Origin of the sequence: Brevibacillus panacihumi W25 (genome assembly GCF_000503775.1) — a bacterium.
GTDB classification, from domain to species: domain Bacteria; phylum Bacillota; class Bacilli; order Brevibacillales; family Brevibacillaceae; genus Brevibacillus; species Brevibacillus panacihumi_A.
Genome location: NZ_KI629787.1, coordinates 33,126 through 55,165 on the forward strand (window position 1 = coordinate 33,126; position 22,040 = coordinate 55,165).

Annotated in this window: 17 protein-coding genes; 16 read left to right on the forward strand and 1 reads right to left on the reverse strand. The window is 52.1% G+C overall.

What is annotated here, in order from left to right:
- Positions 1-48 precede the first annotated feature (48 nt).
- From T458_RS53630 to T458_RS53675, 10 genes are all read left to right on the forward strand, one after another.
- Positions 49-2,133: a (Fe-S)-binding protein gene (locus T458_RS53630; RefSeq protein WP_023555155.1), complete on the forward strand. Its 2,085-nt coding sequence runs from the start codon at positions 49-51 to the stop codon at positions 2,131-2,133.
- Between the two features lie 199 nt (positions 2,134-2,332).
- Positions 2,333-3,514: an acetyl-CoA C-acetyltransferase gene (locus T458_RS53635; RefSeq protein ID WP_023555156.1), complete on the forward strand. Its 1,182-nt coding sequence runs from the start codon at positions 2,333-2,335 to the stop codon at positions 3,512-3,514.
- Between the two features lie 13 nt (positions 3,515-3,527).
- Positions 3,528-4,379 (forward strand): 3-hydroxybutyryl-CoA dehydrogenase, encoded by an 852-nt coding sequence (locus T458_RS53640; protein WP_023555157.1) that lies wholly within the window; start codon positions 3,528-3,530, stop codon positions 4,377-4,379.
- Positions 4,380-4,408: 29 nt separating this feature from the next.
- Positions 4,409-5,551, forward strand: coding sequence for an acyl-CoA dehydrogenase (locus tag T458_RS53645; protein WP_023555158.1), 1,143 nt, complete (start codon positions 4,409-4,411; stop codon positions 5,549-5,551).
- A 73-nt stretch (positions 5,552-5,624) separates the two neighbouring features.
- Entirely contained in the window at positions 5,625-6,767 is a 1,143-nt protein-coding gene (locus tag T458_RS53650; protein ID WP_023555159.1) for an acyl-CoA dehydrogenase, read from the forward strand.
- A 180-nt stretch (positions 6,768-6,947) separates the two neighbouring features.
- Complete coding sequence (locus T458_RS53655) at positions 6,948-7,583, forward strand: TetR/AcrR family transcriptional regulator (protein WP_023555160.1); 636 nt, start codon at positions 6,948-6,950, stop codon at positions 7,581-7,583.
- A gap of 21 nt (positions 7,584-7,604) precedes the next feature.
- A complete protein-coding gene (icmF, locus tag T458_RS53660; RefSeq protein ID WP_023555161.1) occupies positions 7,605-10,856 on the forward strand; it encodes a fused isobutyryl-CoA mutase/GTPase IcmF in 3,252 nt (1,083 codons plus the stop codon).
- A 283-nt stretch (positions 10,857-11,139) separates the two neighbouring features.
- Complete coding sequence (gene rpoE, locus T458_RS53665; protein WP_023555162.1) at positions 11,140-11,688, forward strand: DNA-directed RNA polymerase subunit delta; 549 nt, start codon at positions 11,140-11,142, stop codon at positions 11,686-11,688.
- A gap of 204 nt (positions 11,689-11,892) precedes the next feature.
- Positions 11,893-13,494, forward strand: coding sequence for a CTP synthase (locus tag T458_RS53670; protein WP_023555163.1), 1,602 nt, complete (start codon positions 11,893-11,895; stop codon positions 13,492-13,494).
- A 540-nt stretch (positions 13,495-14,034) separates the two neighbouring features.
- Positions 14,035-15,273, forward strand: a complete 1,239-nt coding sequence (locus T458_RS53675; RefSeq protein WP_031305278.1) for an IS110 family RNA-guided transposase — start codon at positions 14,035-14,037, stop codon at positions 15,271-15,273.
- Positions 15,274-15,419: 146 nt separating this feature from the next.
- Here T458_RS53675 and T458_RS53680 read toward each other — a convergent pair whose 3' ends face one another.
- Positions 15,420-16,214, reverse strand: coding sequence for a lipid II flippase Amj family protein (locus T458_RS53680; RefSeq protein ID WP_023555165.1), 795 nt, complete (start codon positions 16,212-16,214; stop codon positions 15,420-15,422).
- A 147-nt stretch (positions 16,215-16,361) separates the two neighbouring features.
- Between T458_RS53680 and T458_RS53685 the strand changes: the two genes are divergently transcribed.
- The 6 genes from T458_RS53685 (at position 16,362) to rho (ending at position 22,037) form a co-directional block, all read left to right on the forward strand.
- Positions 16,362-16,736: a response regulator gene (locus tag T458_RS53685; RefSeq protein WP_023555166.1), complete on the forward strand. Its 375-nt coding sequence runs from the start codon at positions 16,362-16,364 to the stop codon at positions 16,734-16,736.
- 105 nt (positions 16,737-16,841) lie between these two features.
- On the forward strand, positions 16,842-17,696 hold the full coding sequence (gene fba, locus T458_RS53690) for a class II fructose-1,6-bisphosphate aldolase (protein ID WP_023555167.1): 855 nt from the start codon (positions 16,842-16,844) through the stop codon (positions 17,694-17,696).
- A gap of 15 nt (positions 17,697-17,711) precedes the next feature.
- On the forward strand, positions 17,712-18,356 hold the full coding sequence (gene fsa, locus T458_RS53695; protein ID WP_023555168.1) for a fructose-6-phosphate aldolase: 645 nt from the start codon (positions 17,712-17,714) through the stop codon (positions 18,354-18,356).
- Positions 18,357-18,433: 77 nt separating this feature from the next.
- Entirely contained in the window at positions 18,434-19,717 is a 1,284-nt protein-coding gene (locus T458_RS53700; protein ID WP_023555169.1) for a UDP-N-acetylglucosamine 1-carboxyvinyltransferase, read from the forward strand.
- Between the two features lie 27 nt (positions 19,718-19,744).
- Positions 19,745-20,707 carry a class II fructose-bisphosphatase gene (gene glpX, locus T458_RS53705; RefSeq protein ID WP_023555170.1) on the forward strand — a complete coding sequence of 321 codons (963 nt, stop codon included), beginning with the start codon at positions 19,745-19,747 and terminating at the stop codon, positions 20,705-20,707.
- A 52-nt stretch (positions 20,708-20,759) separates the two neighbouring features.
- Positions 20,760-22,037 carry a transcription termination factor Rho gene (rho, locus tag T458_RS53710; RefSeq protein WP_023555171.1) on the forward strand — a complete coding sequence of 426 codons (1,278 nt, stop codon included), beginning with the start codon at positions 20,760-20,762 and terminating at the stop codon, positions 22,035-22,037.
- The last annotated feature ends 3 nt before the right edge of the window (positions 22,038-22,040 follow it).

Sequence of the window (22,040 nt, forward strand, 5' to 3'; positions counted from 1 at the left end):
TAAAATAGAAAACAATTGAGAATCAGACAAAAAGGGGAGTTGAAAATCATGCTGGCACTCATAAACCTGATCGCCTTTTTCCTCGTTCTTGCTTACGGGTTGTACCTGGCCGGTCACGTTGTGTACAGCCGTTATCTCTTCATCAAGCTGGGCAAAAAGCCGGATGTGAAGGACGACTTTGGTGCACGCATCAACCTGATGCTGGACAACGTCATCTTTCACAAAAAGCTGCTCAAGGACAAAAAGAGCGGCGTCATGCACGTGGTCATGTTTTACGGCTTTATCATTCTGCAGTTTGGCGCAATCGAGCTGATCATCAAAGGACTGTCCAAGGGTTTTGAGCTTCCTTTTGGCAGCGCTCACAAGTATTTCAGCCTGATGCAGGAAATCACCACCTTCCTGATCCTGGCTGCGGTCGGGTACGCTTTTTACCGCCGTTATATCGAAAAGCTGAAGCGCCTCAAGCGCGGCTTCAAATCCGGGATCGTGCTCCTCTTGATCTCCTCCCTGATGGCGACGGTGCTGCTGTCGCTTGCCTTCGAGCAGCTCTGGCTGGGCCATGAAGCATCCGGCTTCGCACCGATTTCTTCACTGCTTGCCGGTCTTTTTGCAGCCATCGGCGTCAGTGTTGGCGGGACCGCATCGGCAGCCCTGTTCTACATCTTCTGGTGGCTGCATCTGATCATCCTGCTTGGCTTTGCCGTCTACGTTCCGCAATCCAAGCACGCGCACTTGCTGTTCGCTCCGGTCAACGTCTGGTTCAAGAAGCTGGACCCGCCTGGAAAGCTGTCCAGCATCAACTTTGAGGACGAGACCCAGGAAGTATTTGGAGTCGGCAAGATCGAAGACTTTACGCAGACGCAATTGATCGACCTGTACGCCTGTGTGGAGTGCGGTCGTTGTACCAATATGTGTCCGGCTTCTGGAACCGGTAAAATGCTCTCCCCGATGGATCTGATCACCAAAATGCGCGATCACCTGACGGAAAAAGGAGCTGCTGTGACATCCCGTACGCCGTGGATGCCGAGCTTCGCCTTTTCGCAAACCTCAGCCAACCAGATCGCAGTGCAGTCCTCCCAGGTGGCGGCTGCCGCAGAAGGCGCGACGGCTGACTTTTACGACAAAAATCTGATCGGAGATGTCATCACGGAGCAGGAGCTGTGGGCTTGTACGACCTGCCGCAACTGTGAAGACCAATGCCCGGTCATGAATGAGCATGTAGACAAGATCATCGATATGCGCCGTTATCTGGTCATGACGGAAGGAAGCATGCCGGCAGAGGCACAGCGCGCGCTCAACAACATCGAGCGACAAGGCAACCCGTGGGGAATCAACCGCAAGGACCGCCTGAAATGGATTGAAGGCTTGAACGGAGAGTACGAAGTGCCGACCGTGAAGCAGGCAGAGGAGTTCGAGTATCTGTTCTGGGTCGGAGCGATGGGTTCGTTTGATCTGCGCAGCCAAAAAATCTCCCAAGCATTCGTCAAGCTGATGCATGAAGCAGGTGTCAAATTTGCCATCTTGGGCACGGAGGAGAAAAACTCCGGGGATACCGCCCGCCGCATCGGGAATGAGTTCTTGTTCCAGCAGCTGGCGCAGGAAAATATCGCTTTGTTTGAAGCGTATGAAGTGAAGAAGATCGTCACCTGCGATCCGCATGCCTACAATACCTTCAAAAACGAATATCCGGAATTTGGCCTGCAGGCGGAGGTGTACCACCACTCCGAGCTGTTGGCCCAGTGGGTCAAGGAAGGGCGCTTGAAGCCGACCAAAGAGGTAAAAGAACGCATCACCTACCACGACTCCTGTTACCTGGGACGCTACAATGAAATCTACGACAAGCCGCGCGTCATTCTGGAAGCTATTCCAGGGGTAGAGGTTGTCGAGATGAAGCGCAGCGGCTGCGACAGCATGTGCTGCGGCGCTGGCGGCGGCTTGATGTGGATGGAGGAGCATGAGGGCACACGTGTCAACGTCGCGCGTACCGAGCAAGCGTTGGAAGTGAATCCGACGGCGATTGCCAGCGCCTGCCCGTATTGCCTGACGATGATGAACGATGGCGTGAAAATGAAAGAGCAGGAAGAGCAAGTCAAGACACGCGATGTCGCCGAGATTTTGGCAGACGCGATCTGATCCTTCTCAGGTAGTTCTAGAAAAGTTGTGCTGCTGTTGTGGCACAACTTTTTCTTTTCTAAATGCATTGACTAATGCCACAACAGGGGGCAAAATGAAAAGAGATACAAAGTGAGCGACCGCTCAATCATATGGAACGTATTGCCTTTTCAATGAACGATAGAGACGGATTAATTATGAAAAGGGAGGGGCCAGATCCATGAACAAAACCGTGATTGCAGGAGCGGTACGCACCCCGTTTGGCAAATTCGGAGGTTCGTTGAAAGCGTTCTCTGCTGTTGACCTGGGAGCCGTGGCGATCAAGGCGGCACTGGAACGCTCCGGTGTAGCGGGAGACCAAGTAGACGAGGTCATTATGGGAATGGTCGTACAGGCAGGAGCAGGACAGGTGCCTTCCCGCCAGGCAGCGCGAAAAGCAGGACTGCCCTGGGATGTCGCAAGCGAGACGATCAACAAGGTGTGCGCTTCCGGGATGCGCGCTGTCACGATGGGAGACCAGATTATCCGCGCGGGAGACGGCGAGATCATCGTAGCAGGCGGCATGGAGAGCATGAGCAATGCCCCGTATGCGCTGCCTGACGCCCGCTACGGCATGAGAATGGGAGATGCGACCGTGCGGGACCTGATGATGTACGACGGTTTGACCTGCCCGTTCGATCAGGTGCCGATGGCCGTTCACGGCAGCAATGTGGCGGAAGAGTACGGCATTACGCGCGAGGCGCAGGACCGCTGGGCCTTGCGAAGCCAGGAGCGCGCTGCCAAATCGATCCAGAACGGACTTTTTGCAGAAGAGATCACGCCCGTCAGCATCCCGCAGCGCAAGGGAGACCCGATCCTCGTCACGCAAGACGAAGGGCCGCGCCCCGATACGACGTTGGAGGGTCTTGCCAAGCTGCCTCCAGTCTACAAAAAGGACGGCACCATTACCGCAGGGAATGCCCCGGGGATCAACGATGGCGCGGCAGCAATGGTTTTAATGTCCGACGCCAAAGCGAAGGAGCTGGGCATCCAACCGCTGGCGACCATCCTTGGTCACGCGCAGGTCGGAGCAGAAGCGCCTTATATCGCGACGACGCCAGGCCTGGCAATACTCAAGCTGTTGAAAAAGACTGGGGTCGCACTGGATGAGATCGACCTCTTTGAAGTGAACGAAGCGTTTGCAGCGGTCACGCTGACCAGCGGCAATATCGTGGGCTGGGACGAAGAGAAAGTCAATGTAAATGGCGGAGCGATCGCGCTCGGTCACCCGATCGGTGCGAGTGGAGCGCGGATTATCATGCATCTCGCCTACGAATTGAAAAGACGGGGCGGCGGTTTGGGCATCGCAGCCATTTGCAGTGGAGCAGCACAAGGTGACGCCGTATTGATCAAAGTCGACTAGGAGGCTTTTTACCATGAATGTACAAACCATGATGGTCATTGGGGCCGGACAGATGGGCAGCGGGATAGCGCAAGTAGCGGCGCAGGCCGGACTTCGCGTCTACCTCAACGATATTCGCCAGGAATTTGTGGATCGCGGCTTGGCTGGGATTGCCAAAAACCTGTCGCGCAACGTGGAAAAGGGTCGCATGACAGAAGCGGACAAGGAAGCCATATTGGCTCGCCTCGTGCCATCGACAGATCTGGCAGATGCCAAGGATGCGGATTTCGTCGTCGAAGCAGCGACCGAGAACATGAAAATCAAGTCGGAGATTTTTGTCCGTCTGGACGAGATCTGCCCGCCGCATACCGTCCTGGCGAGCAACACCTCCTCTCTGCCGATCACCGAGATCGCGGCGGTCACCAAACGTCCTGAAAAAGTAATCGGGATGCATTTTATGAATCCCGTTCCTGTGATGAAGCTGGTCGAGATCATCCGCGGACTGCAAACCAGTGACGAGGTGTACCAATTGACCGAGGACTTGTCCAAGCAGATGGAAAAGGTTCCGGTCAGCGTCAATGACTTCCCTGGATTTGTCTCCAATCGGGTTCTGATGCCGATGATCAACGAAGCCATCTACTGTGTATACGAAGGCGTAGCCACTCCGGAGGCCATCGACGAAGTGATGAAGCTGGGGATGAATCACCCGATGGGACCAATCAAACTGGCTGATTTTATCGGACTTGATACCTGCCTGGCCATCATGGAAGTGCTGTACGAGGGCTTCGGTGATTCCAAGTATCGTCCGTGTCCTCTCTTGCGCAAATACGTCAAGGCAGGATGGCTGGGCAAAAAATCCGGTCGGGGTTTCTACGAGTACAACTGATGAGATGATGGCAGAAAGGTAGGACTACGATGGATTTTCATTTCAACGAAGAGCAGCACATGATGCGTCGCATGGTTCGTGACTTTGCCGAGAAGGAGATCGCTCCTTTTATCCCGGTGATGGAAGAGACCGAACAGTTTCCGCGCCACATCGTGAAGAAGATGGGCGAAATGGGGCTGATGGGAATCCCCGTACCTGAAGAGTGGGGCGGTGTCGGAGCTGATTTCGTTTCCTATATTCTGGCGATCAACGAGATTTCCAAGGTGAGTGCCACGCTGGGGGTCATCCTATCCGTGCATACCTCGGTAGGGACCAACCCGATCCTCTACTTCGGGACAGAGGAGCAGAAGCAGGCCTACGTGGCCAAGCTGGCAACAGGCGAATTCCTGGGCGCGTTTGCTCTGACAGAGCCGCATGCGGGCTCGGATGCAAGCAGTATCCGTACTACAGCGGTACGTAAAGACGATGCCTATGTCCTCAATGGCAACAAGGTGTTTATTACCAACGGCGGAGAAGCAGATACGTATATCGCGTTTGCTGTCACCGATCAGGGAAAAGGGGCGAAAGGAATCTCCGCCTTTATCGTCGAGAAGGATACACCCGGATTGGTCGTTGGCAAAAAGGAAAAGAAAATGGGGCTGCATGGCTCCAATACGACGGAATTGATTTTCGACAATGCGATCGTCCCGACGGCTAATCTGCTGGGGCAAGAAGGAGAAGGCTTTACGATTGCGATGGCCAATTTGGACAAAGGCCGCATCGGCATCGCCGCACAGGCGCTGGGAATTGCCGAGGCTGCCCTCCAGTACGCTACGGATTATGCTCGCGAGCGCAAACAATTCGGCCAACCGATCGGCAAGATTCAGGCAGTCGGCTTCAAGCTGGCGGATATGGCGACCAAGGTGGAGGCGGCTCGGCTCCTGGTATATCGTGCGGCATGGCTGTGCAGCCAAGGCCTTCCCTGCACCAAAGAAGCGTCGATGGCGAAGCTGTTTGCCTCCGATGCCGCGATGAAGCTGGCGACAGAAGCGGTGCAGATTTTCGGTGGATACGGCTATACCCGGGAGTATCCGGTAGAACGCCTTTTCCGCGATGCCAAGATCACGCAGATTTACGAAGGAACCAATGAAATCCAACACCTCGTCATCACCAAGCAGTTGCTTGCTGAATAATACGCCCTGACCCGTTGCAGAAACTCTGACGTCGATCGGGCCAATAGACACGCCAAATGGGGGAGTGATAGAGATGAATTTTCATTTGACTGAAGAACAAGAGATGCTGCGCAAAATGATTCGTGATTTCGCTGAGAACCAGGTAGCGCCGACTGCGGCAGAGCGGGATGAGGAAGAGCGCTTTGACCGCTCCATCTTTGAACAGATGGCGGAGCTTGGTCTGACAGGGATTCCTTGGCCTGAAGAGTACGGCGGTGCCGGAGCTGACTACCTCAGTTATGTGATTGCGGTCGAAGAGCTCTCCCGCGTGGATGCATCCATCGGCGTGACGTTGTCGGCGCATGTATCGCTGGCAGGCTGGCCGCTCTACAAGTTCGGCACCGAGGAGCAGAAGCAGAAGTTCTTGCGCCCTATGGCAGAAGGCAAGAAAATGGGCGCTTACTGTTTGACCGAGCCGGGCTCCGGTTCTGACTCGGCCGGAATGCGGACGACAGCGGTGCGCGACGGGGATCACTATATATTGAACGGCAGCAAAATTTTCATCACCAATGCCGGCGAGGCGGAAATCTACATCGTCTTTGCCGTCACCGAACCAGAGAAGAAGCACAAAGGCATCACCGCGTTTATTGTAGAGAAAGGCATGGACGGCTTTACGATGGGCAAAAAGGAGAAGAAACTGGGTATTCGCTCCTCGCTTACGTTGGCTGTCAATTTCGAAGATGTCCGTGTACCGGTAGAAAACCGGCTGGGCGAAGAAGGGGAAGGCTTCAAAATTGCGATGATGACCCTCGATGGCGGCCGCAACGGGATCGCCGCCCAAGCGCTGGGTATCGCGCAGGGAGCTTTCGAGCATGCATTGGCCTATGCCAAAGAGCGCAACCAGTTCGGCAAGCCGATCGCGTCCCTGCAAGCCATTCAGTTCAAGCTGGCGGATATGGTAACCAAGATCGAAGCAGCACGTTTGCTCACGTACCAGGCTGCTTGGCTGGAGGATCAGGGCTTGCCGTACGGAAAAGCTTCCGCGATGTCCAAGGTATTCGCTGGAGACATCGCGATGGAAGTGACGACCGAGGCGGTGCAGGTATTCGGCGGCTACGGCTATACCCGCGAGTATCCGGTGGAGCGCTTCATGCGCGATGCGAAAATCACGCAGATCTATGAAGGAACCAATGAGATCCAGCGCGTGGTGATCAGCAATTTCTTGTTGAAAGAATAGGCGGAAGCTCCCTTGCCAGACAGAGGGACCCCTTTTTAGAAATGGAAAAGAAAGATTTGGCTTCCTTTGTCCAACTCGCGTATAATAGTGGCGAAGTGTGATAAAGGCAGCGTTTTGTCTCTTTCTTTTCCATATTTTGCCTGACCAAACGCTCAGTCAGTTTGAAAGGTGGTTTCTTTTGTGTCTGATAAACGAAGAACAATTCCGTCTCTGGTAAAGGATCCAAAGCTCATTGAAAAACGGCGCGAACAAATCGTCGAAGCGGCTGTCGAGCTTTTTATTCATAAGGGTTTTCATAAAACGACGACGAGGGAGATTGCCCGTGCATCGGGATTTAGCATCGGAACCTTGTACGAATATATTGAATCGAAGGAAGACGTGCTGTACCTGGTTTGCGATGCCATTCACGCAGAGATGGAGGGCCGTCTGCGCGAAGCGATCAATTTTAACGGCACCGGTCTGTCCATTATGAAGCTGGCTTTGAAAAGCCTGATTCGCGTAATGGATCAGATGAGCGACCGTGTCTTGCTGATCTATCAGGAGTCCAAGTCGCTGCCGAAAGAGACCCTGCGCTATGTGTTGAGCCGCGAAGAGGAGATTGCGCAGATTTTCGTGGAGATTTTGCGAAAAGGAATCGCCGACGGCTCGATCAACATCGACGAAAAGCATGTCAAGCTGATGGCCGACAACATCATGGTTCTTGCTGAAATGTGGGTATTCCGCCGTTGGGCCTTGCACAAGCACTATACATTAGAGGAATTTACGGAGAAGCAGATTGCACTGTTGCTTCGTGAAATCAGCGTCTCCGAAAAATAACCTATCGGGGAGAGTGGAACGATGGAAACAGAAGTGTATCGTCCGCACAACAAGGTACGCTTCGTGACAGCAGCCAGTTTGTATGACGGTCACGATGCCTCGATCAACATCATGCGCCGCATTTTGCAATCATCGGGAGTGGAAGTCATTCACCTGGGCCACAACCGCTCCGTTGACGATATTGTAACGGCCGCCATACAGGAGGATGTGCAAGGGATTGCAATCAGCTCCTATCAGGGCGGCCATGTGGAGTATTTTAAATACATCATTGATTTGTTGAAGGAGCGCGGGGCTGAACATATCCGCGTCTTTGGCGGAGGCGGAGGCGTCATCGTTCCGCGCGAGATCCGCGAGTTGGAGGAGTACGGTGTCTGCAGACTCTATTCGCCGGATGAAGGGCGCAAGCTGGGTCTGCAAGGCATGATCAACGATATGATCCGCAAGTCTGATTTTCCTACGGTGAAACAGATCGAGCAGGAAGTAGCAGCATTGCGGGAGCAAAATCATCAGGCGATCGCCAGGCTGATTTCTGTAGCGGAGTACGCTGTGGAAAAGCCGGAATGGCAGGATTCTGTGCTGCAGGCCATACCGGAGCCAGAGACGGTCGTACCGGTGCTGGGCATAACGGGGACAGGGGGAGCGGGAAAAAGCTCTCTGACTGACGAGTTGGTCCGCCGTTTTATCCGTACCTATGAGGACAAAACGGTAGCCATTCTCTCTGTCGACCCTTCCAAACAAAAATCGGGCGGAGCTCTCTTGGGAGACCGCATCCGCATGAATGCCAACAACACCCCGCGCGTCTACATGCGCAGTCTGGCTACGCGCAAATCAGGCTCGGAGCTGTCGGCTGCCGTCAAGGATGCCATTCGTGTTGCCCGTGCGGCTCAATTTGATCTGATCATCGTCGAGACGAGCGGGATCGGACAGGGAGATGCGCAGGTCACCGAGGTGTGCGATGTCTCCATGTACGTCATGACCAGCGAGTTCGGGGCTCCGTCCCAATTAGAGAAAATCGACATGCTGGACTTTGCCGATCTGATCGCAATCAACAAGTTTGAGCGCAAAGGCTCGGAGGACGCGCTGCGCGAAGTGCGCAAGCAGTACCGTCGCAACCACGAGATGTTTGATGTGCCAGACGAAAAGATGCCGGTATACGGAACGATAGCCAGCCAGTTCAACGATCCGGGAACCAATGTCCTGTTTGCCGCGCTGATGCGCAAGATCGTGGAAAAAACGGGTGTTGCGTGGAAGGTTGACCATTTGGACCCGACACCGGTCAAGATTCATAAAACTTCGTTAATTCCGGTAGAGCGCATCCATTACTTGCAGGAAATCGCCAATACGGTGCGCCAATACCGCGTCTATACGGATGAGCAGTCCGCGATTGCCAGAAAGCTGTTCCAATTGCACGGCGCGAAAGAAACCGTCTTGGCGTCAGGTGACGAGACGGCACAGGATGTAGCGGCAGTGCTGGATAAACAAATTGCCCTGTTTGAAGCCAAGCTGCATCCGGAGTGCAAGAACATTCTGGAGAAGTGGCCCAAACTGAAAGAAGCGTACCGCCAAGACCAGTTTGTGACCAAAATCCGCGACAAGGAGATCGTGACCAAGCTTTTCACCGAGTCGCTCTCCGGCACCCGGATTTCCAAGGTATCGCTGCCGGATTTCGAGGATTGGGGCGAGATCCTCAAGTGGTCGCTGAAAGAAAACGTGCCAGGCGAGTTTCCGTATACGGCAGGCGTGTTCCCATTCAAGCGGGAGGGCGAGGATCCCAAACGGCAATTTGCCGGGGAAGGGACGCCAGAGCGCACTAATAGACGTTTTCACTTCCTCTCGCAAAATGACGAGGCGAAGCGCCTGAGTACCGCGTTTGACTCCGTTACGCTGTACGGTGAAGACCCGGATTATCGACCAGATATCTACGGCAAGATCGGAACCAGCGGCGTCAGCATCTGCACGCTGGACGACATGAAAAAGCTGTATGCAGGCTTTGACCTGTGTGCGCCGAGCACGTCTGTATCCATGACGATCAATGGACCAGCGCCGATGATTCTGGCGATGTTCATGAATACTGCGATCGAGCAGCAGATCGAAGCGTTCGTCCAGCGCGAGGGACGCCAGCCGGATGAGCAGGAAAAAGAAAAGATCAAAGCCTATACGCTCTCTACGGTGCGCGGTACGGTGCAGGCAGACATTCTCAAGGAAGACCAGGGACAGAACACCTGCATCTTCTCCACGGAGTTTGCTCTGCGGATGATGGGCGATATTCAGCAGTATTTTATTGATCACAAGGTGCGCAACTACTACTCGGTATCCATTTCCGGCTACCACATCGCGGAGGCAGGGGCCAATCCGATCACGCAGCTTGCGTTCACCCTCGCCAACGGCTTCACCTATGTAGAGTACTACCTGAGCCGCGGCATGCATATCGACGATTTTGCGCCTAATCTGAGCTTCTTTTTCTCCAACGGACTGGACCCTGAGTATACCGTCATCGGGCGGGTAGCGCGGCGGATCTGGGCGACTGTGATGAAAAATCGCTACGGTGGCAATGATCGCAGCCAGAAGCTGAAATACCACATCCAGACCTCGGGCCGCTCCCTGCATGCCCAGGAGATGGACTTCAACGATATTCGCACCACCCTGCAGGCGCTGGTCGCGATCTATGACAACTGCAATTCGCTGCACACCAATGCCTATGATGAAGCTATTACGACTCCGACGGAAAATTCCGTACGCCGGGCGATGGCGATCCAGATGATCATCAACAAGGAAATGGGTCTGGCGAAAAACGAAAATCCGCTGCAAGGGGCCTTTATCATCGAAGAATTGACCGATCTGGTAGAAGAAGCGGTGATGCAGGAGTTTGAGCGCCTCAGCAATCGCGGCGGCGTGCTGGGTGCGATGGAGACGCAGTACCAGCGCGGCAAAATCCAGGATGAATCGATGTACTACGAAATGAAAAAGCATACGGGAGAGCTGCCGATCATCGGTGTCAATACCTTCCTCAACCCGAACGCCTCGGAGGAAGATTACGAGATCGAGCTGGCGCGGGCGACGACGGAGGAAAAAGAACAGCAGATCGCCAATCTGCGTGCCTTCCAGGAGCGCAACCGCGACGCGGCTCCTGCGGCATTGAGCCGTCTGCAGGAGGTGGCGATGGCGGGAGGCAATATCTTCGCCGAGCTGATGGAGACGGTAAAAGTCGCATCTCTCGGACAAATCAGTGCAGCCCTGTATGAAGTCGGGGGACAGTATCGCAGAAATATGTAGCGTTTCCCAGGGGGACGACTCAGCTTTTCAATCGACACAAGTGACCGCCGGAGCTAGGAACTCACAGGGCGGTCACTTCTTTTTCAGTCAATCGCTTCTCCCTTGTTTGAAAGCCTTGCATTTTCGTCTAAAATAAGGAATACTGTATGATAGCCTTCTTATCGATAAGGCGATGAAAAAGGCAGCATCATCTAACGAAAATGCTTATAGACAGCCCTCGTCGCCAAACGATGGGGACTGATTGGAAGTCAAGTTTTGTATAGGAAAGAAAGGACGTGCCCGAATGAGTCAAAAACTTGCTCATATTGATGCAGAAAGACTAAGCGAGATGGCATTGGTGGACATCGCCTACGAAATCCTGCGTGAAAACAATCGCACCTATAACTTCCGCGAACTGATGGATGAACTGACTGCCCTTCGCAAACTCTCAGAAGAACAAGTCAGAAGCCTGATCGCTCAAGTATACACTGAAATCAATATCGACGGACGCTTTGTCTGCCTGGGTGACAATGTCTGGGGACTGAAGCGCTGGTACCCGACCGACACCGTAGAAGAGACGCAAGAGGGCGGCGTCAGCAAGAAGAAAAAAGTCATACTGGACGACGACTTCGACGATTTCGAGAGCGAAGACGAGCTGGTGGATGAATACGAAGAAGACGAAGTCGTCATCTTCGAGGACGAAGAAGAGTTTGTCGATGAGGAAGCTGAGATCGAGGAAGAAGAGATCGATGCCGAGATCGACGAAGAGGAAATCGAAGACGAAGACGAGCTTTTCGAGGACGAAGAGCTGGAAGAAGAAGAACCTGAGGAAGATTTGGAAGACGACCGATAAGCCCTTGACTTCCGTCTTGGGGACAGATAAAATACTCCTTGGGCTTCACATGAAGAAGGAACAAATATGGAAAACTATAAAACAAAAGTGCCCCTACCCGAACTGCTTCGGGATAGGACTCGCTTTTGTTTTTTCTTTTTTCATAGGCCATTTATCCGTGTTTATTCATCATCATTGAGGTTTAGGGAAGAGGGGACGTTAACGATGACAAAGTATATTTTTGTGACGGGCGGGGTTGTATCCTCGTTGGGAAAAGGGATTACAGCGGCTTCTCTGGGCCGACTTCTGAAGAACAGAGGACTAAAGGTAACCATTCAAAAATTTGACCCTTACATCAACGTGGACCCGGGAACCATGAGTCCGTTTCAACACGGTGAGGTATTCGTAACCGATGACGGAGCCGAGACCGACCTGGACTTGGGGCACTATGAGCGTTTTATCGATATCAACCTGAGCGCCAACTCCAACGTGACGACTGGTAAAATCTACTCCACAGTTATCGCGAAGGAGCGCCGCGGCGATTACTTGGGTGGCACTGTGCAGGTCATTCCACACATCACCAATGAGATCAAAGAGCGTGTTTTCCGTGCGGGCCGTGAAACGGGAGCGGATGTCGTCATCACAGAAATCGGCGGTACGGTCGGAGACATCGAAAGCTTGCCGTTCCTGGAGTCGATTCGCCAGATCAAAAGCGATATCGGCCGCGAAAACGTCATGTACATCCATGTGACGCTGGTGCCGTACATCAAGGCTGCCGGAGAAATGAAGACCAAGCCGACACAGCATAGCGTAAAAGAGCTGCGCAGCCTGGGCATACAGCCAAATGTCATCGTGGCGCGGACTGAAAGACCGATGACCCAAGACATGAAAGACAAGCTGGCTCTGTTCTGCGACATCGATAAAAATGCTGTCGTAGAATGTGCAGACGCTGAGACCCTCTATGATGTACCGCTGCAATTGCAGGCACAGGGACTGGACGATTATGTCTGCCGCCACCTGGGTCTAGAGTGCAGGGAAGCGGATATGACAGAATGGAAAAAACTGGTTGATTTGATCAAGAATCTGTCCAAAACCACCCGCATTGCTATCGTGGGCAAATACGTAGAGCTGCACGATGCGTATCTCTCCGTAGCAGAGGCACTCTACCACGGCGGATTTGCAAATGACTCCAATGTCGAAATCAAGTGGGTAAGCGCAGAAGAAGTAACCTCGGACAATGTTCGCGAACTGTTGAGTGACGTAGACGGGATTCTGGTTCCAGGCGGTTTTGGCGATCGCGGAATCGAGGGCAAAATTACAGCGACTCGTTTTGCGCGTGAAAATAAAGTTCCTTTCCTGGGGATTTGCCTGGGGATGCAGATTGCGGTCATCGAGTTTGCCCGCCATGTTGCAGGGATGGAGGGAGCAAACAGCTCCGAGATCAATCCGCACACGCCTTATCCGGTCATCGACCTGTTGCCTGAGCAAAAAGAAGTGGAAGACAAAGGCGGCACCATGCGTCTGGGTGTCGGACCATCTAAAGTGGTTCCGGGCAGCCTGACCGAGCGTGCATACGGCAGCACGCTGGTGTACGAGCGTCATCGCCATCGCTACGAGTTCAACAATGAATACCGTGAGCAATTGGCAAATCTGGGACTGCACTTTGCAGGAACGACCCCGGATGGCCGTCTGGTCGAGATCGTGGAGGTGCCAGACCATCCTTGGTTCGTGGCGACCCAATTCCATCCGGAGTTTACTTCCCGCCCGAACCGTCCGCAGCCGTTGTTCCGCGACTTTATCCAAGCTTCACTGAGCCATAAAAAATAAACACGGGGCATAATGGCAAAAACGCACCCGCTTCCCTTTGGGAGTCGCGGGTGCGTTTTTTTCTTGAAATGATTTAGAAGGAGGTCCAAGAAAAGCTGGTCGAGGAAAAAGGGAAAAAAGCGGAAGGCATTTGGGATCTTGACCAAGCCGGAGCGGAAAAGGCGGAACCGGGGTTAGCGTCCAACCCTGATTCACTTCAAGAGACGGCTGCTTTTGGCCGCGGTTCCGCCTTTGGAGTGGAAGCGTCCAGGAATGACCCCCAGCAAAGATCCCAACCCGCCTGAAGCGTTTTCCCTTTTTCGTATTATGAGGTCAGCCAGAAAAAACTGGCTGGCCATTTTTCATGGAAATGGCTTTACTCTATTGGTAGCCGGGTAGAACGATCCCCTTTTTGGGAAAAACCCGTGGAGGAAACTGTTCACCCCCTACTTGTACAACTATGTTTGGGCTGGTTGGGACAAGATCCCGTATCACATGCGAAGCTATGGCATACAAGTGCTAAAGGGGCTGCCGGTAAAAGAAGTGAGGGGAAGGAAGAACGTGAATCCAGTTGTAGGAATCGATGTGGCAAAAGGAGAAAGCCAAGCACAGATCTTTCTGGATCGGAACAAATTATACGGAAAAGGATTTCGTTTTTCGCATACCATAACAGATTTGGAATGGCTTCATGGAAGGCTAAAGGAAGTAGAAAAGGACAGCGGTTGTCGTCCAGCAATTATTCTTGAGGCTACAGGTCACTACCACCTTCCCATTGTAGAGTGGGCAGAGGAGAAAAATTATGACCTGTATATCCTTAATCCCTTATTAGCCCAGCGGGCTAAGAAAACGCACCTAAGAAAAGTGAAGACCGATAAATTGGACGCGGTTCATTTAGGAGAACTTTATTACAAAGAGGAGTTTGAACCGTACCAAAAGCAGGAAACGCACTGGCTTCATTTACGTCATCTCACGAGACAACATGAGGCAATGACGGATATGTATGTTCAGACAAAATTGCAATTTCGGGCTGTCCTAGACCAGGTCTTTCCCACGTATGAAGGTGTGTTTGGGGATTTGTATTCAACGGTATCATTGGGAGTGTTGGAAATGTATTCAACACCAGGGGCGGTAAAAACGGCAGGAGTGGACAAGCTAGCGGAGTGTATGAACACAAAGCTTGTTCGTGGACGGTCACCGAAGTGGGCAAAGGAAAAGGCAATAGATATGATGGCAGCGGCAGAAAAAAGCCCCTTTCAAGAAGGGGTCCATGAGAGTTATGTGCTTAGTTTACGTATGTTCATCACGTTGCTACTTCAATACCAGGAGCATCTATCCAAGCTTGAAAAACAAATAGATGCCCTGGCTGAAGAAAAAAAAGAATATGATCTACTCCGTTCGATTCCCGGCGTGGGAAACAAGATTGCTGCCACAATCCTGGCCGAAATTGGGGAAATCGAACGGTTTGACCACGCAAAGAAATTGGTCGCATTCGCTGGGGTTGACCCAAGTGTCACATCCTCCGGAAAGTTCACAGCAAGCACAAACCGAATTACCAAACGGGGTTCCAAACGCTTGCGAAGAGCGCTGTACCAAGCTGTACAATGCGGAGTAAGAAGACGAAAGGGGTGTCTCTTACAAAGCTCAGTAAATCAGCGATTACGTGAGTATTATGACGTGAAAAAGGGGGAAGGAAAGCCCCACAAACAGGTTGTGATTGCTTGTGTGAATAAGCTAATCCGCTGGATATACTGCATTTTAACGAGAAGCGAACCTTATAAGGCTGACTTTCAGTCAGCGTAATGGAATGAATTTCCATAACCTCTCCCTTTAGAGAGGTTATTTTGCATGCTTTTCAACAATATAGCACAACTTCAAAGAAAATAATAAGGATACTCTTGACAAAATATTAGCTGGTTTCCTCCCCCTCCACTATAGCTGGTAGACTACTATTGAAAAAAGGGAGCCAGCCACGCCACCCAGTAAGCAGCAGGAATCAGCAGGAACTGAGCCAGAATCGTGCCGAAAAAACGGGAGATCATCAGCCATAGATACATCTGGCGGATTGAATCGTGCGAAGCCTCTCCTTGCAGGGCCTTGTCCGTCAACAGAGCGACCTGAGGGTCCACAAGTATGGTCATGAAGATGGTGGCAAAACCATTGATCAGACCTGATGACATTAGTACAGTCGCTGTATATTCAGGGACTAAAAGGGCGGCATAGAGGACAGATAGGATACTGGTTGTGTAGATAGCTGTCCCAAGGCTGTTCAGCAGTAGCAATCGTTTGGGGACCCCTCTGATGCGAAAGCGGGAAAGAGAGGAGAGCTTGGGCAAGCGAACGTGATGGCGTACGCGACGGATACTATGTATCGTGACAGCAGAGCGAAACATCCCAGGAATCGAACCTGCCAGTTCCAAGTGGGAGATCAAGCGCTTGGACAACTGTACGAACGTCGGAAAAAGAAAGATTGCGCACAAGGTGCCGAGTGAGGCAGCGCCAATGATCAAATGAAGCTGAAAGCTGGGATCTGTATGCAAATGGACAGCTTTATCCCTCAATGCTCCGGAAAAAGGAGACTGAATCAGATTGGAAGTGCGGGAAACGAGCAAAACCACCCCAGACAGGGACAAAGCAACAGCCAGCCGAGTTGTTTGCACCCCGGCAAATCGCAGCGCGTAAGACAGCGTTTCTGTCGTATGTATGACAAAGGTCAACACACAAATAATGATAATCGTATCCATCAGAGCAATCTCCCTCTTACGTGGTATCCCCCATTATACGCGATTAGGGGATACCAGGAAAATTTCAGCGCTTACATGAAGGAGTTTCCTATTTTTAGGCGAATGGTAAGTAGTTAAGTAATAGCTTTGGTCAGGAGGAGTTTAGTCATGTTTGACAAGCACGACAAAAAAGTGTTAGTTGTCGATGATCAATACGGCATTCGCATTTTGTTGTACGAGGTGCTGGGCAAAGAAGGCTACAAAACGTTTCAGGCTGCAAATGGAAAGATGGCATTGGAAATCGTGGAGAAAGAATCGCCTGACCTGGTCATTCTGGATATGAAAATTCCTGGGATGGACGGCATCGAGATCCTCAAGCATATCAAGAAAATCAACCAGGAGATCAAAGTCATTATGATGACTGCTTACGGTGAGCTGGACATGATCAAGGAAGCAACGCAGCTGGGGGCCTTGACCCATTTTACGAAACCGTTTGATATTGATGAATTGCGGATGGCGGTACAACAACAGTTGGCTTGCTAGACTGATGCCCGGTACAGAATCAAAACAAGCGTACCTGTTAACATGTGAGTGTCTGTGGTATAATAAGCGACATTAATGAAGTCTGCTAGAGGAGGATTACCAACCATGCCACTGGTACCAATGACCGCTTTTACTGAGGACGTCAAAAAGCATAAATATGCTGTTGGCCAATTCAATTTGAACAATCTGGAGTTTACTCAAGCAATCACAGAAGCTGCGATGGAAGAAAAGTCTCCTGTGATTTTTGGTGTGTCTGAGGGAGCTCTCAAATACATGGGCATCGACTACACAGTCGCGATTGCGAAAACAGCAGCCGAACGCGCAGGTGTTCCTGTAGCTCTCCACCTCGATCATGGCAGCAACTTTGACATGGTCATGAAATGCATCCGCGCTGGATTCTCTTCGGTGATGTTCGATGGATCCCATCATTCCTTTGAAGACAATATCCGCTTGACGAAGCAGGTTGTAGAAGCGGCTCATGCCGTAGGCGTATCCGTTGAGGGTGAGCTTGGTACGATCGGTGGAGTAGAGGACGACCTGTCTGTAGACGAGGAAGATGCGACACTTGCGAATCCGGAAGAAGCGATTCACTTCTGGAATGAAACCAAAGTAGACTATGTGGCGATTGCTGTAGGTACAGCCCATGGAATGTACAAAGGTGTTCCAAAAATCCGTTTCGACATTATTGAAAAAGTAGCTAGCCAAATTGAGGCGCCAATCGTCCTGCACGGCGGTTCCGGTGTTCCGGATGAAGCGATTGTGAAATCGATCAGCCTGGGTGTTGGAAAAATCAATGTAAATACGGAAAGCCAAGTCGCATGCACCGAAACGGTTCGCAAAATCCTGGCTGCCAAACCAAACGAGATTGACCCTCGCAAATATTTGGGGCCTGCTCGTGATGCCATCAAGGAAGTTGTCAAAGGGAAAATGCGCCTGTTCGGCAGCAGCAACCGTGCGTAACCAAGGAGGTACATCATGCGCTTTTTAATCGATACAGCAAATGTAGACGAAATCCGCGAGATTCATGAGTGGGGCGTCCTCGCAGGCGTAACCACCAACCCTTCCCTGGTAGCCAAGGAAGGCCGCGACTTTGTGCAAACATTAAAAGAAATTATCGACATCGTGGATGGCCCGATCAGTGCAGAGGTCATCAGCACTGATGCAGCAGGCATGATCGAAGAAGGAGAAAAGCTGGCTGCCCTGTCCAAAAACATCGTCGTCAAGCTGCCAATGACAGCAGAAGGCTTGAGGGCGACCAAGTATTTTGCCAAGAAGAAAATCAAGACCAATGTCACCCTGGTTTTTTCCGCAAACCAGGCGTTGTTGGCGGCCAGAGCTGGAGCGACGTATGTGTCTCCATTCCTGGGACGTCTCGACGACATTAGTCAGGACGGCATGAAGCTGATTGAGGACATCGCCGAGATTTTCACTGTTCATGATATTGATACCGAGATCATCGCAGCATCCGTTCGCCATCCTGTCCATGTGACAGAAGCGGCTCGGCTCGGGGGTCATTTTGCGACGATCCCGGCCAAAGTGTTCAAGCAGCTTATTGCCCATCCACTGACTTCCAGTGGTTTGGAGAAATTCCTTGCTGACTGGGCAAGTATGCAAAAATAGGATTCGTGTGAAAAGACAAGCACCTTTCTCATCGGGGAAGGTGCTTCTTTCCCGATTAAGCCAGAGGAGAGCAAAGCATGGATAAGCTAATCATCAACGGTGGGAAACCACTTGCGGGGACCGTTACCATCAGCGGAGCTAAAAACAGTGCAGTTGCTTTGATTCCTGCCGCATTGCTGGCTGATGGGCCTGTCGTCATAGAGAATCTTCCCCGAATCCAGGATGTAGACATTTATCACGAGCTCCTGAAAGAGATGGGAGCGGACGTGTTGTTTGAAGAGGATTGGATGGAAATCGACGGCCGTGACATGAAGCTGATGCTGATGCCCAACGGACGGATCAAAAAACTGCGTGCTTCCTACTATTTATGGGGAGCGTTGCTGGCGAAGTTCGGGGAGGCCCAGGTAGGTTTGCCGGGTGGCTGTGATTTGGGACCGCGTCCGATCGATTTGCATATAAAGGGCTTCGAGGCCATGGGCGCAGAAGTAGAAAATAAAAATGGTGTCATGACGATCAGGGCTCGCGATGGCAAGCTTCGTGGAGCGCGCATTTACCTTGACCTGGTAAGTGTCGGGGCGACTATCAACATCATGCTTGCCGCCGCCAAGGCAGACGGCGTGACAGTCATTGAAAATGCAGCGAGAGAGCCGGAAATCGTCGATGTCGCTACGTTGCTCAACAACATGGGAGCCAACATCAAGGGTGCTGGCACGGATGTGATCCGCATTCGCGGGGTAGAGCGCTTGCGCGGCTGTCGCCATACGATCATCCCGGATCGGATCGAGGCTGGCACGTATATGATTGCAGCAGCGGCGACCAACGGCAATGTCATGGTGGAAAACGTGATTCCGAAGCATTTGGAATCTGTCACGGCTAAGCTGCGTGAGATTGGGGTAGAGGTGACAGAGATGGACGATGCCATTCAGGTGATTGGCAAGGAAACCTATCGCTCCATCGATGTCAAAACAAGTCCGTATCCGGGCTTTCCGACTGATTTGCAGCAGCCGATCACGACGCTGTTGACCTTGGCAAAGGGCTCCAGTATCGTGACCGATAATATCTACAGCTCCCGTTTTCGCCATGTAGACGAGCTGCGCCGGATGGGAGCCTCATTAAAAGTAGAGGGCCGTTCGGCCGTGATAGAAGGCGGCAGCCGGTTGAATGGAGCCAAAGTCGTCGCATCCGATCTGCGTGCAGGCGCCGCGCTGTTTATAGCAGGGCTGGCTACGTCGGGAACGACGGAGCTGGAAGGATTGGAACATATCGATCGCGGCTATGAAAATCTCGTAGGCAAATTGCAGGCATTAGGAGCAGAAGTTCAGCGGATTGGCATGCAGCGGACCGAAAATCATCAACGTTAGCCTATCACCAAGGAGGAGTCTTCCAGAATGGAACGGAGCTTAACACTTGAATTGGTACGTGTGACAGAGGCGGCGGCATTGGCTTCTGCCCGTTGGATGGGTCTTGGCAAAAAAGACGAGGCAGACGATGCGGCTACAACAGCCATGCGCAAGGAGTTTGAAAAGGTCCCCATGGACGGAGTCGTCGTGATCGGGGAAGGCGAAATGGATGAAGCGCCGATGCTCTACATCGGGGAACGCCTGGGACAAGGTGTATCACCTGCTGTAGACGTCGCGGTAGATCCCTTGGAGGGAACCAATATTCTTGCCAAAGGAACGTGGGGCGCCATCTCCGTGATCGCCATTGCGGACCGTGGCAATCTTCTGCACGCGCCTGACATGTACATGGAAAAAATGGCAGTCGGTCCGAAGGCGGTCGGCAAAGTGGATATCAACGCGCCGATTCGCGACAACCTCAAGGCGGTCGCCCAGGCGCAGGGAAAAGATATCAGCGACCTCGTGGCGATTGTACTGGACCGTGATCGCCATCAAAAAATTATCCATGAAATCCGTGAAGCAGGTGCGCGTATTCGTTTGATCTCGGACGGGGATGTAGCGGCCGCGATCAACACAGCATTTCCGGATACGGGTGTGGATATTCTGTTCGGCTCTGGCGGTGCCCCTGAAGGTGTTCTCGCCGCTGTTGCACTCAAGTGCCTCGGAGGAGAGATTCAAGGGAAGCTTTTGCCGCAATCCGCAGAGGAGATTGAGCGTTGCAAGCAAATGGGCCTCGTGAATCCGCATCAGGTTTTGTTTATGGACGATTTGGTCAAAGGCGATGACGCGATTTTTGCCGCGACCGGTGTAACCGATGGGGAGTTGCTAAAGGGAGTTCGTTTCCAGGGAATGCGGGCTACGACCCATTCCGTTGTCATGCGGGCAAAAACAGGTACGATTCGTTTTATCGAGGGCAACCATCGTTTGGAGCGCAAGCCGACACTGGTATTGTAATGCCCGGTTCGGACGAGAATAAGTTGAAGAGTATATAAAGAGTGGTGGATGTATGTTACTTTCTGAATTAGAAGAGAAGAAACTGACGGATCTGTACAAACTGGCGAAGGAATATCACATTCCGTATTATTCGCAGCTGAAGAAAAAGGAATTGATATTTGCGATTCTTCGCGCCAGAGCGGAGAAAGACGGGCTGATGTTCATGCAAGGGGTGTTGGAAATCCTGCCAGAGGGATATGGATTTCTGCGTCCCATCAACTATCTCCCGAGCTCCGAGGATATTTATATTTCTCAATCCCAGATCCGCCGCTTTGATCTGCGCATGGGGGATGTCGTCTCCGGCAAAGCAAGGCCTCCGAAGGAAAATGAACGGTATTTTGGGCTTTTGCAAGTCGAAGCTGTAAACGGAGAAGACCCTGAGACGGCAGCGGAACGACTTCATTTCCCCGCATTGACACCGCTCTATCCGCAAAACAAGCTTGTTCTGGAGACAGCGCCGGAACGCATTTCCACTCGCTTGATGGATCTTATTGCCCCTGTCGGACTTGGTCAGCGTGGATTGATCGTGGCTCCGCCCAAAGCGGGAAAAACCATGCTGCTCAAAGAAATTGCCAATAGCATTACGGAAAGCCGCCCCGATATTCATTTATTCGTCTTATTAATTGATGAACGCCCGGAAGAAGTAACCGATATGCAACGATCTGTGAAAGGTGAAGTGGTGGCGTCCACGTTTGATGAGTTGCCTGAAAATCATATCAAGGTGGCGGAATTGGTTCTGGAACGGGCAAAACGCCTTGTAGAGCATAAGAAGGATGTCGTCATCCTGCTGGATTCCATCACCCGATTGGCAAGAGCGTACAACCTCGTCATCCCGCCAAGCGGACGGACATTATCGGGCGGGATCGATCCAGCAGCCTTCCACCGTCCCAAACGCTTCTTTGGGTCGGCCCGCAATATCGAAGAGGGCGGCAGCCTGACTATTTTGGCTACGGCACTGGTAGAGACAGGCTCCCGGATGGATGACGTCATTTATGAGGAATTTAAAGGAACCGGAAATATGGAGCTGCACTTGGATCGCAAGCTTTCCGAACGCCGTATTTTCCCAGCCATCGATATTCGCCGTTCTGGTACACGGCGCGAGGAGCTTCTGCTTTCTAAAGAAGAGCTGGAAAAACTGTGGATGATCCGCAAGAATATGAACGAGACGAACGAGTTTGTCGATTCGTTCATTCGGAAGTTAGCGGATACCAAAACCAATGAGGAGTTTGTCCAATCCTTGGAGGCCAAGCAGGCCCGCAGCAAAGCCGCAAGCACTACGACGGTCAGTTAATCT